This window comes from Olivibacter sp. EAT-5, from assembly GCF_044784325.1.
Lineage (GTDB): Bacteria > Bacteroidota > Bacteroidia > Sphingobacteriales > Sphingobacteriaceae > Olivibacter > Olivibacter oleidegradans.
Genome location: NZ_CP173028.1, coordinates 3,446,973 through 3,464,163 on the forward strand (window position 1 = coordinate 3,446,973; position 17,191 = coordinate 3,464,163).

Consider the following 17,191-nt stretch of genomic DNA (forward strand, 5'->3'; position numbering starts at 1 on the left):
CCATTATGAAAAAGATAAAATATTTAACCCTTTTAGGAACGATATGTTGGGCGTTAAGCGGGTGCGATAAGAATTTTGAAACAGTAAATACCAATGAATATGGAGTAACCAATATCGATCCGGCCCTATTGTTTTCCAATGCCGAAAGGTTAACTCATGTTGGCGCTTGGGAAGGCGAGCAAACCATTGTTCAACAGTTTGTGAATGCATATAACCTGGGCGCCACAGCAGGTTTCAATTTCAATGAAGACAATAACAATTTCAATATCCCAAAGTGGAATAGTTGTTATGAGAATGCGGTTAAATTGTTAGTTGAAGCCATTCAAATAGCGCAAGAGATGCCAGCGCGAGTCAATTTGATGAGCATGATGCGCATATGGAAAGCTTATGTATTTATGACCTTGGTGGATACTTATGGGGATGTACCATATAGCGAGGCCGGAAAAGCCTATCAGCAGATTATTTTTTACCCAATTTACGATGACGACAGGGCAATCTATGAAGACCTTTATAATGAATTGAAATCCGCTATTGCGAGTATGGACCCGGCAGCTGATTACGTTACTGAAGATTTTTTCTATGGAGCCACGGGCTCAGCTGCAGCACAAGTTGCAAAATGGCAACGTTTGGGAAACTCGTTATTGTTGCGACTTGGAATGCGCTATACAAAAGTTGATCCGGAAAAAGCCCGCTCAATCGTGCAAGAGGCGGTAGATGGTGGTGTGATGCAATCGAATGAGGATGATGCCTATATGGTCTTTACAAATGCCTACAACAGTACACTTAACGATGGGCCGGTTGTGAATGCCTACTATTATTACTTGGCGGAACCCTTCGTCAATCAATTAAAGTCCACCGAAGATCCCCGCGCTAAGTATATTGCGGGTAAATATGCGGACCCGAATGCCGTACTTAGTTCGGTACCCGACGTAACGCTTGCTAACCAGTTCGGATTTCCTGTCGGTTATGATCAAAATAACGTGGCTCAACATCCAAATTTCCGTGGTCGGGCAGGTACAGGCTTTAATTATTCACAGCTTAATTATGCTATTATCGGCAATCCATTCGCGCCTCTTTTTTATATCACGCATTCGCAAACAAAATTGTTGATGGCCGAAGCGGCCCATCGTAATTGGATAAATGGTTCGGCCCAAGCCTATTATGAAGAAGGGATTCGTGCCAGCATGGATCAGTGGTCGCTCTATCCAAACACACCTGATAACGCGATTAGCGAGCAGGAAAAGGAGAGCTATATTAATCATCCGCAAGTTGTATTTAACACAGCTAATGCATTGGAGCTTATCAATACGCAATATTGGATCTCCAATATAGGAAATGGAACCGAATCCTTTGCAAACTTTCGAAGGAGTGGTTTTCCAGCATTGACACCTAATCGATATAATAATAACCTTAACGGTGGTTTTGTAAGGCGGATGGCTTATCCAGACGATGAAATGTCAGAGAATCCAACGAATTATCAAGCTGCGGTTGCTGCCATGGGAGGCGATAATTTATCGGTTCGCGTATTCTGGGACATCGAATAAAAATATACGTCATCAGACTTCGCATAAACGCTGCAAGTCTGATGACGTTACATATTACGTATTTTTCTGCATGGCAAACTCCTTGGGTACGAGGCCATAAAGCGTCTTAAAGGCAAGCGAGAAACTATTAACATCGTTGTATCCAACGGCATAGGCTACTTCAGATACCGTTAGTTTTTTAGAGCTTAGTAAAGCGGCTGCCTGTTTCAGACGGATGCTTTTTATCAGGTCTTTGGTTGTTAAATGTGTAAGTTCTTTCAATTTTCGATGTAGGTGCACTCGGCTAATGCCAATTTCAGATGCAATCATTTCCACACTTAAAGAAGGATTAGCGATGTGCTCTTCAATTAGTTGGTGCACTTTCTCTAATAATTTCTCATCCGAGCTCTTCAGATTGACTTTTGAAATATAGGTGCCTTGCAAATGTGCCTCACGTTCATTAACACGAACAATCTCCCGGTTTCTAAGTAAACTCTTAATGTTTTCAGTCAGAACATCCATATTAAATGGTTTAACGATATAGAGGTCTGCCCCCAGTCCCAAACCCTGTAATTGGTGATTGTCTTCGCCTTTCGCTGTCAGAAGTACAATCGGTACATGATGCGTCAGCGGATTTTCACGTATTTTTTTGCAAAGGATCATTCCATCCATAATAGGCATCATAACATCGCTGATTACCAAGTCCGGAACCGCATTTAACATACTTTTATAAGCGTCTTCGCCATTGGCATAGGTGTTAACCAAATAAGCCGGAGAAAGCTCTCGTCTCAAAAACTCACGGATATCAATATCATCATCTACAACAAGGATCCGTTTAGCAGTTTTAGCTATCTTTCTTCTTTTTCCGAAGGGCGAAGTTAATACAAATGGTTGTGGGCGATTGCCAGGCGTATGTTCTTTAATATGTACGGTACTTTCTTGATCCGAATCGAGTGGGATTTCAATGACAAAGGCATAACCCCAATCCGCTATGTTTTCTACACGGATACTCCCTTTGTGCATTTCCACCAGCTGCCGTGTTAAGTGCAATCCGATGCCCGTACTATATCCCTGATAAGTTTTTGAATTTTCCGCTTGATAGAAGCAGTTGAAGATACGTTCAAATTCATCATCGTTTAATAGCTGACCTGAGTCAGCGATTTCAATGCGAAGCATTGATGGTCTACCCGGCACAGCGCTATGTTTTTTTGTCATAGTCATTCGGATTTTGCCATCATTCGGTGTAAATTTACAAGCATTTGATAGGAGGTTAATCAACACTTTATCAAAATTGCGTGTGTCAACTTGCGCATATATCTTATTAGACTGATTGAATACTTGAAATTTTATCCCTTTAATTGTAAATTCCTCATTGAATAAGGAAGATACAGATTTAACAAAACCGACCATTTCCACACGGGTAATGTTTAAATTCATTTGACCGTTTTCAATTTTTCGAATATCCATTAATTGGTTAACCAGGTCCAACATCCTTTGAATATTATGGTCGATAATCCGATACAGACCATCGTGATTGCTCACCTCTGTTCGGGCTAAAAGTTTCTTTAGCGGGTTTATAACTAATGTTAAAGGAGTTCTGATTTCGTGTGCAATATGTATGAAAAACTGAAGTTTTGCCTCATTGATTTCTTCGGCATGACGATGGGTCAACATTTGTTTTTTAAACCGTTGCCGATTTTGCAACGTTTTAAAAATCCACAAGGCACTAAGTATGGTGAACAATGCGTACAGGATTTTAGCAGGAAAAGATAGAAACCATACCGGATTTATTATAATTTGAGCTTGCTGTATAGGTGAATAAGTTTCATTAACTTTTGCTCGATAGCGGAAGAGATGTTTACCTGTTTCTAAGTGGTCAAAAGTAACACGGTTCAAGCCTGGTCTCAGTGTGATCCAATCATTATCATTTATCTGATATTCAAATTGTACACGTTCGGATTGGCTGAAATCCATGGTTGAAAACTCAACGGTGAAAGAGTTGTCGTTATGTGCTAAATTAAATACCGTAGCCTTTGTAATCACCGTATCAATTATTTGGTATCTACCCGATTTCATCCCTTTCTTTACCGCTTTGTCATGGATATAAAAATCTACAATGTTGACAGACAGTGATTTTGGGCGCACCTCAATTTCCAACGGATTGAAATAAGATATACCGTTTATTCCACCAAAATATAACTCTCCAGCTGTAGAACGCAAGGAGGCCCCTCTTGTAAATTCATTGCCTTGCAGCCCGTCATCTGAATAGAAATTGATGAAACGGTTATCGTGGATGTCCATTTTGGCTAATCCACGATTTGTGCTTAACCAGAGATTAGCTTGTGCATCTATCTCAATCGCATAAACGGTATTGCTGGGGAGTCCATGATCAATCTGATAGTGGCGAGTTTTTCCGGTCTCCATATCTAAACGCATTAGGCCCTTTGAAGTTCCGACCCATAAATTACCTCGTTGATCATCCAACAATGAATATACGACACTACCGGCAAAGAGTTTGTCGGTGCCGAAAGTGGAAATAAAACTTTCATCACTGAGATCTAAACAGGCCAATCCGTCATAGGTACCAATATATAACTTGTCTGATGGCGCAATAAGTAAGCAATTGATCCAGTTGTTGGGCAGATAACCTTTTCCTAGATAGGGAGTTTTAGACTTGACGAAGCAGAGGTTTTTTATAGCACCGGATTTTTTTTCCAGGCAAAACAATCCTGCACCCATACTTCCGATCCACAATCGGCGCCGTTTATCTTCACAAATGCTGTGAATTAGTTCCACATGATCGCCATTTTTATCCGTTAATCCGGGTATCGCTCGGCAAATACCGGTTCGGCGATTTAAATTGATAAGCCCTTCCTTACTTCCACCTAACCAAAAATCACCGTCGCTGTCTTCAAATATCGCCATAATAGACGAAGGAGGTTGGCACTGGCTGATGGCTTTATACCGTGTACTTTTCGTACGGTTGCGGTCTAATAGATATAAACCATCGCGATCGGTTCCTACCCATAATCGTCCTGATCGTTCCTCAAGCATGGATGTGACCGCATGATCGCCAATGAAATCTTGTTTGCTGGAACGGCTTCCTATGTAGCTGAATCGGTTTTTATATCTATGTAAAAAAAACACACCTTTCTGAGAGACGCCTATCCATAGATTGCCTGCCTGGTCTTCCAAGATAGCATTCGTCTTAGTAGTAGAAAGACTAAACGTTGTGAACGCCGGATTTAGATCAATCAAGGTATTTGTTTCCGGATGATAGATTTTCATTCCATAGCCCTCTGTTCCTACATAGATGTGATTATCTACTCCCACATAAAGATCTAAAACGGTCGAGTTTGATAGGTCGGATGAAGGAATCTGATCAAATGTATTGGTTGACTCATTGTAGCGGTGTAGACCACCATTTAATTTACCCACCAATAGTGTACCGTATTTATCCTCACAAATGCTCATAACTACATTTTTTTGACCTTTTTTGTTGGCGAAATAACATTGTCTTTCCTGACCGGAAAATTTGAATAGTCCACGATTTTCCGTTGCAATCCAAAGCTCTTGTCGGTTGTTTTCAAAAAGACGGACAATGAAATTGCTGGGTTCAAAATTTATCAATCGTAAACCATAGGGTTGACCGTTTTTACTACGATGTATTTCAAAGATTCCGTAACCAGAGGTACCAACCAATAATTGTCCGTTTTTCCGTTGCAAAATACATGTTACATGAGGCTCCGAAAGTTTCCCTTTATCGGTCCAAAGTGGTACAGTAAAGAAAGAATCACTTGCTTCATGATAGTACTGCAGTCCGTTCAAGTATCCCACATACATAACACCCGTAGCGTCTGCTCCTAATGTCGTTACCATATCACTTAAGACCGAACCGGGTACGTTTTTGTCGACCCTGTACAACGTGTTCTTAGCACCATCGAAACGATTTAATCCATCCTCTGTAGCTACCCACACAAATCCATTACGGGATTGATGGATGTCAGTTACCATGCTGCTGGATAAACCGGATTCAACTGTAAATAATTTGCCCGATTGCGCTCCAACATTGTTTATCGCTGTAATCAGTATATATATAAGCAGAATTAAATTTTTGATTTTCATCACAATAAAGGGTTATTAGCACTTCCCGGAAAGCTGTCGCCAACGGTCAGCAAGGTGTGATCCGAAAATTTATATAATTGGTTATTTATTCGCTAGTTTGTGGGAAGGTAGTTTCTCCGGTTTGTTTTCTATTCTTCCTATTATCGTACTAACAAAGCTAATAAAGATAGATTTAAAGGGCGAGTAAATTTGTTTAAAATGATAGTAAGTATGTTGAATAGGAATGGTGATCTATTATAGGGGGTGTTGCATATACGTACTAGCCTTTGGAATATTTGTGCAGCATAACCCATGTTAAGTAAAATAAAATCCGTTTAATCCTTCTTCCATTCAGATAGTTTCCTTTTTAAGTAAACGGCCAAGGAAATGTCGATAAAGTGCAATTTTTTATCGAAAATGAACACACATTGCCTACTATCCAATGAGTACATTTGTTTTCACGTAAGTTAAACCATCTAATAAACCATGGAAATACAGAGAAATCGGCAAAACAGGTATGAAAGCATCTAACCTAAGTTATGGTGCGTCTTCTTTAGGGAGGCATTCTTTAAAAGAAAAAAAGGAGATCAATTCAGTAATATTGCCCATCACGGGTTATAAAATTGAATGGTGCGGCCGCGTGGTTTAATAATAAGGATTTCAAAACAAAAAACAAACTTACTATGGTAAAGAAGACTATAACACTAGTCATATTAACAATATTTGTATCGACATTAAATGTAAAATCGCAGGAAGTCAATCGTTTTTTTCCTGAAAAGGATTTGATCACCACTGGAATATACTACTATCCCGAACACTGGAAGGAAAGCCAATGGGAACGAGATATCAAGAAGATTGCTGATATGGGGTATGAGTTTGTTCATCTGGCTGAATTTGCCTGGTTTAAGATGGAGCCAGAAGAAGGGAAATTTGATTTTGCCTGGCTTGACAAGGTGGTGGCTCTTTGCGTTAAACACAAACTTAAAGTGCTTATGTGCACACCTTCGGCAACTACACCTGCCTGGATGCGGGTAAATTATCCCGAAACCTTTATAATGGATGGGCATTATATCCGTGCCGAACACGGAACACGGGGGCTCGGTTCAATCGCTAATTCCAAATATCGCCTGTTCGTTGAAAAGATTGTAACCGAAATGGCCAGGCGCTATGGGCAAAATAAAAATGTGATTGGATGGCAGCTAGATAATGAGCCCGATGCTAAACCCGATTATAGTCCATCCTCTCAAGATGCCTTCAGGCAATGGCTAAAAAACAAATACAAAACGGTTGAAGCGTTAAATGAGGCCTGGGGTACTGCTTTCTGGAGCCAATGGTATAACGATTTCAACCAGATTACGATCCATAACACCAATCTGGTAGGTTGGTGGGGAAATAATCCACATGCTTTGCTTGATTTTAAACGCTATTGTGCAGATGCGCAGGCAGAATTCCTTGACTTTCAGGCCGGCATTTTGCGGAGTCATATTTCAAAGGATCAATATATCACCACGAATTATACAGCTGTTTCTCCCGGGGCTGACCCGCAGCGAACCCAAAAACTCGATTTTGCGGCTTATACGGCCTATCCTAATGGAGGCAGCGATAATATTGGCGAACTTGGATTCAGGTTGGGCGATAGCAGAGTAATCCTTTTTGCGTCAGCATATTTTAAACATTTGGGAGGCGTATCTGGCGTAATGGAAATTCAGCCAGGTCCGGTAAACTGGGGCAGCTACAACCCACTTCTATTACCAGGAACAGTGCGCATGTGGTTGTACCATACATTTGCTGCGGGCGGAAAATTGGCCTGTTCTTATCGGTTCAGGCAAATTATATATAGCTCAGAACAGTACCATGCGGGCATTATACAAACAGATGGGATAACACCTTCGCCCGGTGGTGAAGACTATACGCAGTTCATGAAAGAAATAAAGGAGCTGCGGAAGCAGTATAAACAGGGCGTTAAGATGCCGGAAAAATTGGCGGCGCGTTCAACGGCCATTCTCTGGAACCTCGAAAATTACTGGACGATAGACAGGCAAAAGCAGACCGCCCAATGGGAAACATGGAATTACCCGGTTAAGTTCATGGAGACGGCCAAGTCTTTAGGAGCCCCGGTTGATGTGATACCGGAGACCAGCGATTTGTCGAAATATAAGGTGGTCATTATTCCTGCATACGAAATGGTAGATTCGGCTTTAGTAAAGAAATGGAATAATTATGTAACCAATGGCGGACAGTTGATTATTACCTGCCGTACAGCAACTAAAAATCGAATGGGACACTTCTGGGAGGGTAAGTTGGCAGCGCCTATTTCGGGTCTTATAGGAGCGCAGGTTACGGCAACAGACATGCTTTCGGCTTATGGCAAAGGAGACATTCAAATGGGATCCACCCACTATGCTTGGAATAACTGGGCGGATCTGCTAAAGCCCTATCAAAATACGGAAGTGCTTGCAAGCTATGAAAACCAGTTTTATAAGGGAGCAGCGGCTGTTGTAAAACAGAAAATTGGTAAAGGATCTGTTACTTACATAGGTGTAGCTACGGACGATTTTAAGCTCGAAAAGGATTTGTTGCGTAACATTTATACGCAGGCAGGAGCAACTACTGAAGATTATCCTCCCGGTGTGTATGTCTATTGGAGAGATGGTTTTTATTTGGCTGTAAATTATTCTTCTACCGATTATACCATGCCTATTCCGGAAACCTCTACCGTTTTTGTTGGCGAGAAAACATTGAAACCTGCAGAGGTATTGGTTTGGAATGAGTAAAGGGCTTTTCTAGCTGAATCGGATTTTATGTTCATGTAAAATACAGCTTTCTGAGAGACCCCTATCCATAGATTGCCGGCCTGGTCTTCCAAGATAGCGGTTGTTTTTGTAGTAGAAAGACTAAACGTCGTGAACGCCGGATTTAGATCAATCAAGGTGTTTGTTTCCGGCTGATGATTTTTATTCCATAGCCTTCCGTTCCCGCATAGATGTGATTATCTGCCCTTACATAAAGGCCTAAGACGGTTAAATTGGTAGGTCAGGAGAGGGAATCAGTTCATGTCGAATGTATTAAACAACAGCTTATTGCCATATAGCCATCTTTCGAACACTATTTGTAATAGTTAACAAAATAGGCCTAAAATATTAACAAAAGCGTTCCCTGCTTATAGAGGCTTTCTGCTAGCTTTGTGTCACTTGCTACTTTATAAATCACCCGTTACAACATGTAATTTATTTTCAACGTAAATAATAGACCAAATCACTATGACTCGAAAATTCAGTTTCTATTTTGTCTGCACACTTCTTTTCGTTTTGCCCAAAGCCCTTATTGCCCAGTTCGGTTATAAAAACCCGATATTACGTGGCTTTAATCCAGATCCAAGCATTTGCCGGGTTAATGATGATTTCTATTTGGTTACGTCATCATTCGAATATTTTCCCGGATTACCGATCTATCACAGCAAGGATTTAATAAACTGGCAGCAGATAGGACACTGTCTAACACGCGAATCTCAGCTTCCTTTACATAAGGCATTTTCTTCCGGTGGGCTTTTCGCTCCATCTTTAAGGTACCATAATGGCAAATTTTATGTAATCTGCACCAATGTATCAGGTGGTGGCAATTTTTATTGCACAGCTGATAATCCTGCCGGTCCTTGGAGCGACCCGATATGGGTGGATATAAAGAGTATTGATCCGGATATTTTTTGGGATGATGATGGCAAAACATACTTTGTGACGCAGGGTAATGAGGGAATACGGATTACGGAAATCGATATTCAGACCGGGAAAACGCTTTCACCCGAACACTTAGTTTGGGGTGGTACAGGGGGACGTTTCCCTGAGGCCCCCCACGTCTATAAAAAAGATGGTTATTATTACCTGTTACTTGGCGAGGGTGGGACAGAGTACGCTCACAGCGCAACCATAGGGCGCAGTAAATATCTCTTTGGTCCTTACGAAAACTGCCCGTTTAATCCTATCTTATCGCATAGCAATCGACTGGGACAAGGTAACCAAATACAAGGAGTAGGGCATGCTGATCTTATTCAGGCAGCCGACAGTTCATGGTGGGCAGTTTTTTTGGGCTTTAGGGTTACGAAACCTTATTCATATTATCATATATTGGGTAGAGAAACATTTCTTGCTCCGGTAGACTGGCCTAAAAACGGATGGCCACAGGTTAATGGAAACGGCACCATAAATATTGATATGCAAGTGCCAACTTTGCCGCTCCAACCGTTTGAAGAACCGGTAAGTCGAACCGAATTTGACGAACCTAAATTAGGCTACGAATGGCAATACCTTAGAAACCCTGTTTCAGCAAATTATTCACTCACCGAACGAAAAGGATTTTTACGGATAAATGCTTCGCCTTTTAAGCTTAATGAGCTGGAGTCGGTTAGTTTTATTGGCCGACGACAAACTGAACACGATTTTACGGCAGAAACTAGTTTGGAAATAGTGTCCACCAAAGAAGAAGAGGAGGCCGGTTTAACCCTTATACAAAACAATACGCATCATTACGATCTTCTGCTTAAACGTAAAGGAAAAAGATTTGCTGTACAGCTTCGCGTTGTAGTTGGCTCGCTTTCCTATCTCGCCGCAGAAGAGTTGATCGATGAACCGACGGTTCGTCTTCAAGTAGTAGGAAAACCTTTGAATTATACCTTTAGCTACTTCAATACAAAGGCCGGTAAGTTTGTGGAATTAAAAAATTTGGATACGAGGTATTTAAGTACGGAAGTTGCAGGTGGTTTTACGGGTGTTATGATCGGACTTTACGCGTCCGCTAATGGACAGAAAACTTCATCAAAGGCTTATTTTGATTATTTTGATTACCGTGTTTCAAAACCGTGAAATGATCAAAAATCAGTTATTACATAATCCTTTGCTCGCAATTTATGATTAAATTAACCATTCCATAAACACGGTTATGAACCGTCCATGTTTAAATTCATTTTTATCACACAGGGAAATGTAAATTTATTCACGGATTTTAAATATTCAATTGTGTTCATAAGCCCGTCGGGGTTTTAACATGATAAGCTCCATCTGACCGATGGATAAAAAGACCGCTTTGCGGTTCATGAGTACCTTAAATGTAAAACACAAACGAGTAATTATTTACAGATGAAACAAAAATTAGTAAACTATCGTACTGTAGTATTTAATCTCAGCAAATGCGGTCTACCGGCAATACTGACCTGTCTGCTCATTTTTCAGGCGAAAGCACAATATCGTTTTGATAATGTACTTTATGGTGCCGCTTATTATCACGAATATATGCCATCTTCCCGTTTGGATGAAGACATACGCATGATGAAGGAAGCCGATTTAACAGTCGTGCGAGTAGGTGAATCGACTTGGTCGTTGTTTGAACCGCAGGAAGGTATTTTTGAGTTCGCCTGGATGGATACCATCCTCAATAAAATGCATGCTGCCGGTATCAAGGTTATTCTAGGCACACCCACTTATTCCATTCCCGCGTGGATGGCCCATAAATACCCCGAGGTGTTAGCAGCACATACCGGGGGAAGAAAGGCCTATTACGGTATCCGCCAAAACATGGATATTACCAATCCCATATATCGCAAATTATCTGAAAGAGTGATCCGTAAAATGATGGAACATTTTGCCAAACATCCGGCTGTTATCGGCTTTCAGGTAGACAATGAAGTAGAAGCAAGAGGGATCAACAACCCCGGGTATTTTCAGGGTTTTGTTGATTATATAAAAAAGAAATTCAACGGAGACCTTAAATTGCTGAACAAGGAATGGGGATTGAATTACTGGGGAATGAACATCAATACCTGGGACGAATTTTACCCACGTGATGGGGTGACCAACCCGTCGTATAAAAACGAATGGGAACGATACAATCGGTATCGCGTTGCGGAGTTTCTGAACTGGCAGGTTGATATCGTAAACGAGTATAAAAGAAAAGATCAATTTGTTACTCATTGTTTTATGCCGTCTTTCCAAAACATAGATCAACCGGAGAGCTTCAGGCAAATGCAATATCCAGCAATCAATGTTTACCACGACGTACAAGATGGACAAAATGGGCAATTCATTGCCTATTCAGGCGATTACATGCGTACGGTTGCGAAAGGGAATTATCTAATAACTGAAACCAATGCACAGGCTACGGGATGGGATGCCAAAAACCAAAAACCTCCATATGACGGACAACTAAGGCAAAACGTATTTGCCCATCTGGCCTCAGGTGCCAACATGGTTGAATACTGGCATTGGCATACCCTGCATTATGGACAGGAAACTTATTGGCGCGGAATATTAGGGCAAGACCTACAGCCTAATCGAATTTATAAGGAGTTCGCTGCTACGGCCAAAGAACTCAAGCATATTGGTAAAGACCTGGTCAATCTGAAAAAGGAAAACAAGGTAGCCATTCTGTTCAGTCATGATTCTTATCACGCCTTGAGTTTTATGCCCTACACCGATAAGGACCATTATCCGTCAGGATTCGTTCATCGTGCATTATACAATCAGAATATTGAATCGGATATTGTTCCCTGTGATGAGCAGGCGGATTTTAGCAAATATAAAATGCTGGTTATTCCTCCATTATATGTAGCGAGCGATCGTTTATTGGAGAAAATCGATGAATTTGTAAAAAATGGCGGCTATGTGGTTATGCTCTATAAAAGCGGATATACCAATGAGCATTCCGCCGTTCGCGCAACACTTGCTCCGGGACCATTGCGAAAGGCCGCAGGCTTTTATTATCAGGAATATGCCAATATTCCCGCTTTATCTCTAAAAAAGAGCGCTTTTGGATTAAGTGGAAAGGAGATAAGCGAATGGTATGAGTTTTTAATACCCGAAACGGCAAAGCCCTTGGCCTATGCCGATCATCCTTTCTATGGCAAATGGCCTGTTATTACCGAAAACAATTACGGAAAAGGAAAATTGGTATATATCGGCACCTATCCTTCACAGGAACTGCTGGAAAAAATTGTCTTACAAACGGCAAAGGATGCAGGCGTCACCACGGTCGCAAATAATTACCGCTTTCCCATTATTGTCCGTTCCGGGAAAAATCAATCAGGCAAAACGATTCATTATATATTCAATTACAGCAATAAAAGTCAAATGGTAAATAATCCTTATCCCGGTGGAAGCGAGCTCCTTTCTGGCCATCAAACTGGTAAGGAAATTGCACTCGATGCATGGGATGTGAAAGTTATCAGTGAGTAAACGGAACATTATACGAAAAAAATAGTTCGTTACAAGCTTCCGGCGATAAACTATTGGATAGGGTTAACCCGTTACCCTATCCATAGTTCTTTTCAGATATTCCTGCGCACCTCCTGAGTTTGTCTCAACTGCTCATATTAAGAGGATAATTACCATTTAAGGGAGCGCTTCATTTTTACTGATATGATTGTTTAAAGTCATTATTTTTCTGTGATCCATTTCCAATCATCTGTTTTGAAGGGCACCGCAGGAAGCCCCTCTTTATTAAATAGGTTTACATCCGGGTTATCGCTCCAAGAATAACGAACCGCGGTAGGATTTGACACTTTATCGGAGTAAACAACTATTGTATTCCCATCCACATAAGCTTTAGCCCAAACTTTGACTTCGTTTAATTTTTTTATGATTGTCGGATATAACTCCTAAAAGCAACAGGTGGTTGCTTTTAAAAATGGAACGTTTATTTTATACATCCCACTTGCTGCGCCCATTGGGGCAAGGTGCTTGGCTTGTCTATTCCGTTGCAACCCGTGGTCAGATGTCCATCCGTGAATCGGAGTCACCCTCTCGCGCAATGCTAAGCCCTTCGTTCGTCGATTCACTGATTACCGGATGCTTCGCTTAATAATAGAGATGGGCCATCTTTGACTGCCGGTTGCCGCCTCCATAGACTAGGCCATTGACGTCCTTCGGAACGGTTTTGCAAAGAGCCACCGTGGGCCGGAAAGAACGGCCTCACAGCGTGAGCGTTAAGAAGATTTAGGATAGCCGGGGCAGAAAAATCATGTGAAAAGCGAAGCATAGATTGAAGGGAGGGGCGGCTCCACATGATTTGAGCGACGGACCTAAATCTTTAGCGAAGGATGTGCTGCCTTGACTTTTTTGGTTCTTTTTGTGTTAAGACAAAAAGAACACGACAAATTTGACTAAAGAAAATGTTCTTTTAATATAAACCTCTTTATCTGTATGTTAAAGGCGAAACCTACCAACGGAAGTTCATCGAAGGTAATCCCTGTTTTAGAGAGAAAAGCCGATAGTCATAATTTTTTTATTCGGAGACGTATTTCGTGGTTTCTGTCGTTATCCAGTTCGGATAACGACATTTTTGAGGGAACTTCCTGACTACAGGCACATAAAGTGCACAATATAAATACGTCTATTAGCGGTTGTTTCATAATTTCTTCTTGAGTCTAAAGCATTTTATTTAAAGGTGATCAACTAATTTTTATTTGGTGATATCAACAATTCTAAAATTATCAAAGTACACATCAACATTTACATCGGCATTGTCCGACTTATTTTTGGTGAAAATGCCTAGGCCGGTATTAGTAATTGCTGCAAAACCCGCATAGTCTGTTGCTGCTGTGAATTTTGATAAAGCGATATCACAGGTTATCCATTTACCCGTTACTGCTTTGTTTGAATTTTTATCTCTGGGTAGGTAATCCACTACCATCTGATCCCCGTTGCCTTTCAATTGAATTTCGAATGAGGCGGGAGCTAAAGATTCACTCATATAACATTCAAAACGAAGGACAAGATTCTCTATGGGTGTGTTGGCAGGTATTATATTGGTTGTTGGATATACGGCATCATTGGAAAGGTTGCCCCACCAATATTGCCAAGCGCCGGGCTTACCGAATATCCGGTAGCAGGTCCCGGTTGAAACGTAGGGGATCTTAGACCCGTCGGCAACTACCGCTTCATTATTGTCGCCCCAGCTATACGCACCTATATTGTCCCAGTTGAGCACCACATTTTCAACGGGATAAAATGCTTTGGGTGAATTCGAATTTCCTCCAGCAGCTGTTATCGTAACGACACCTCCTTTGCTAGGTGCTTTAGGTAATCGGAAATATAGTGTATCATTACTATTTGAAACTAGGAGATCAGATGCCGGTATTGTAAATTCACCATTGATATTGAGACTTGTTACATCAATAAAGTAATCCCCTGTAATATAAGCGAGATCGCCTATGATGGGCATATCGCTACTAAATGTTTTAATCGTCGGGGGAGCAACATTGGTTGAAAACGGAATACTCACCGAGTCGGTATAACAATATACCACTAAGCGGCCGTCCTGCACTCCTGGCGGTATGGCCAAATCAATGATATCGTAATCGTTGCTAACGGTGTAATCCAATACCCCAACACTGGTTCCCGTTGTACTTTCGAAAACTACTTTCTGTATTTCATAAAAATTAGCTCCGAAAATTTTTAAATTTTCGCCAGGTGTTGCCGGATATTTCAACGTTATGCGATGAATTTCGGGTGCCGGTGAATATATATGAAACGCATACTTAGCTACACCCCGATTGGTTTCGATACGGATTTCATTGGAAAGTTCCGGATTGGTGCCTGTCAATATTAAATCGCCAGGAATGGTAAAGATTGCACTGGTAGCGGTACAATAGTTAGTATTGAAACTAACTTCTTGGTCATTAATATATATCTTTTGTATACCTCCCAAGTTGTTTCCGATAACGGCGATCATTTTTCCCGGGAAAGCGCCCGTAAATGTGCTGTCTGCTTTTGTTGGATCAGTAAGCCTTACGCTATAAATTTCAGGCGTTCCACCTGGGGCGTCTTTTTTACTGCAAGCTATAAATGCCGCTATCCCAATCAAAGCGATCCATAGTAATATATGTTGATGGAAAAAATTGAACGTTTTCATCTTTTAGCATTTTATTCGTTAAAGGTATAAGGTTGAGGTTCTTCTTTTAATCGTGGGTTCTGTATCAGATCATTCTCCGGGTAGGGAAAGAAAATATTATCTTTGGTAACGACTACCGGAGTAGCAGGGGGTGTTGGTTCTTCAAAAACAAGGTTCCCGTCTTCATCCTTTGTTATAGAAGTCGTGGTCCACCCTCGTTGCTGATTGTTAAAATATTTCAGCATTTTTTCCGGTTTATAACAATACCAGCTCACCATGTCGTACCAATTGTTATATTCCATCGCGAATTCAATGCGTCTTTCGGTTATGATATCGTCCAACGTAATTGCAGTCTTTCGTCCGATTTTAGCGCGCTCGCGTACTTTGTTGAAGTATGTTAAACCCTCCCCGCCGTCCAGGCTATTATTATTGCCGAGACTTGCCTCGGCAAACGTTAAGTATACATCTGCTAAGCGCAGTATATATGTGTTAAGAGGGGAGTTCATCGATTGAACATATCCATCATTATCGTCATTAGGACCTCCCACGACACCTTTCTTAATAGACGATCCTGTTCCCGTGTAGGTGTAGCCCCCCTTGTCGATACTTATGTATGGATAATGAGCGTACTGTGTGAAATAGGTGGCATTTCTCCGCAAAGAATCAGAACGTTCGTATAATTTCAACATATCAATGGTTCCATTTAATCCCCCTCCCCAAACATTTACGCCCCCGGTTACATCTGATGAAAAGGCTAAATCGGCCAAGAGCGTATTACATACGCCCCAGTCTCCTAATGGTACCCATTGCATAGCAATTAATGATTCGGGATTGTTATTGTGTTTGTATTTAAACAAATCTTCATATTTCGGATACAAGACCAACCCGCTATTCATGCATACATCACCTGCGTATTCGCGTGCCTTTGCCAGATCTGCTTCGTCTCGTGTTCCTCCTTTTTTCCAACCGGAACGGGCTAAGTATACTTTTGCTAACATTCCTTTAGCTCCCCAGCTGTTCGCACGCCCTTTATCCCATGTCGGTGGCAGGTTCTCCACGGCATATGAGAGGTCATTAATGATAAATTGGAAGACATCCTCTTCACGATGGCGGGGCAATAAGGGGTTCTTGATCACTTCTTCATTGCTTTCAATCAGAATAACCGGCCCCCAAGTACGAAGTAAATAGAAATAAGAGATACCTCTCATCAGACGAGCTTCTGCTATTGCTAGATTTTTTTGAGCGTCCGTGACATTCTTGGCCTTATTGTTAATGGCTTCGATGGTTGCATTGGCCATCGTAATGACTCCGTAGAAAGATTTCCACGAGTCGGACAGCCCATCATCTAAGGATGTTACAGTAAACAACGTATAGGAAGGATTCATCCAAGGGTTATAAGCATCGTTTGCCCGTAGGCTGCCAATAGCAACTGCAGGCCGTTTATTATAATCAAACCAGGCCCGATTGTATAAAGGGGCGGTTGCAGCTTTGAGGGCTTCAGGCGATGTGTAAAAAGTTGCGTCAACGTAAGAACCTTCCGGTTCCCGATCAAGAAAGCTTTTACTGCATGAGACAATTAACAGCGCTGACATAAACGTTGTAAGTACATATAATCTTTTCATCTCTTTATTTTTTTATGACTGACGAGTATTCGGTATAAATAATTATCCTATTATTACGTCGCTCGA

10 protein-coding genes are annotated in these 17,191 nt (G+C 41.3%); 5 read left to right on the forward strand and 5 right to left on the reverse strand.

Translation table 11 applies throughout. From position 1 onward, the window contains the following. The first annotated feature begins 5 nt into the window (after window positions 1-5). Window positions 6-1,544, forward strand: a complete 1,539-nt coding sequence (locus tag ACH11B_RS14175) for a SusD/RagB family nutrient-binding outer membrane lipoprotein (RefSeq protein ID WP_013665914.1) — start codon at window positions 6-8, stop codon at window positions 1,542-1,544. Window positions 1,545-1,598: 54 nt separating this feature from the next. Here the strand turns inward: ACH11B_RS14175 and ACH11B_RS14180 are convergent, their stop codons facing one another. Continuing rightward, the gene (locus ACH11B_RS14180) at window positions 1,599-5,648 is read right to left on the reverse strand and encodes a two-component regulator propeller domain-containing protein (protein ID WP_377610338.1); all 4,050 of its coding nucleotides are present in this window, start codon (window positions 5,646-5,648) and stop codon (window positions 1,599-1,601) included. Window positions 5,649-6,144: 496 nt separating this feature from the next. On the opposite strand from ACH11B_RS14180, the gene ACH11B_RS14185 reads away from it, so the two are divergent. Next, complete coding sequence (locus ACH11B_RS14185) at window positions 6,145-6,276, forward strand: hypothetical protein (protein ID WP_256377660.1); 132 nt, start codon at window positions 6,145-6,147, stop codon at window positions 6,274-6,276. Window positions 6,277-6,310: 34 nt separating this feature from the next. Next, window positions 6,311-8,401: a beta-galactosidase gene (locus ACH11B_RS14190; RefSeq protein ID WP_377610340.1), complete on the forward strand. Its 2,091-nt coding sequence runs from the start codon at window positions 6,311-6,313 to the stop codon at window positions 8,399-8,401. Here the strand turns inward: ACH11B_RS14190 and ACH11B_RS14195 are convergent. After that, window positions 8,314-8,556 (reverse strand): hypothetical protein, encoded by a 243-nt coding sequence (locus tag ACH11B_RS14195; protein ID WP_130857156.1) that lies wholly within the window; start codon window positions 8,554-8,556, stop codon window positions 8,314-8,316. The genes ACH11B_RS14190 and ACH11B_RS14195 overlap by 88 nt on opposite strands. Window positions 8,557-8,887: 331 nt before the next feature. Here ACH11B_RS14195 and ACH11B_RS14200 point away from each other — a divergent pair, with 331 nt between their 5' ends. Together ACH11B_RS14200 and ACH11B_RS14205 are read left to right on the forward strand one after the other, a co-directional pair. Then, the gene (locus ACH11B_RS14200; RefSeq protein WP_377610342.1) at window positions 8,888-10,483 is read left to right on the forward strand and encodes a glycoside hydrolase family 43 protein; all 1,596 of its coding nucleotides are present in this window, start codon (window positions 8,888-8,890) and stop codon (window positions 10,481-10,483) included. A 273-nt stretch (window positions 10,484-10,756) separates the two neighbouring features. Beyond that, the gene (locus ACH11B_RS14205; protein WP_013665918.1) at window positions 10,757-12,847 is read left to right on the forward strand and encodes a beta-galactosidase; all 2,091 of its coding nucleotides are present in this window, start codon (window positions 10,757-10,759) and stop codon (window positions 12,845-12,847) included. 200 nt (window positions 12,848-13,047) lie between these two features. On the opposite strand, the gene ACH11B_RS14210 is transcribed toward ACH11B_RS14205, so the two are convergent. From ACH11B_RS14210 to ACH11B_RS14220, 3 genes are all read right to left on the reverse strand, one after another. Then, window positions 13,048-13,173, reverse strand: a complete 126-nt coding sequence (locus tag ACH11B_RS14210) for a hypothetical protein (RefSeq protein WP_377610344.1) — start codon at window positions 13,171-13,173, stop codon at window positions 13,048-13,050. 899 nt (window positions 13,174-14,072) lie between these two features. After that, a complete protein-coding gene (locus tag ACH11B_RS14215; RefSeq protein WP_377610346.1) occupies window positions 14,073-15,524 on the reverse strand; it encodes a glycan-binding surface protein in 1,452 nt (483 codons plus the stop codon). A gap of 11 nt (window positions 15,525-15,535) precedes the next feature. Continuing rightward, window positions 15,536-17,125, reverse strand: a complete 1,590-nt coding sequence (locus ACH11B_RS14220) for a RagB/SusD family nutrient uptake outer membrane protein (RefSeq protein WP_289552647.1) — start codon at window positions 17,123-17,125, stop codon at window positions 15,536-15,538. Window positions 17,126-17,191 lie beyond the last annotated feature (66 nt).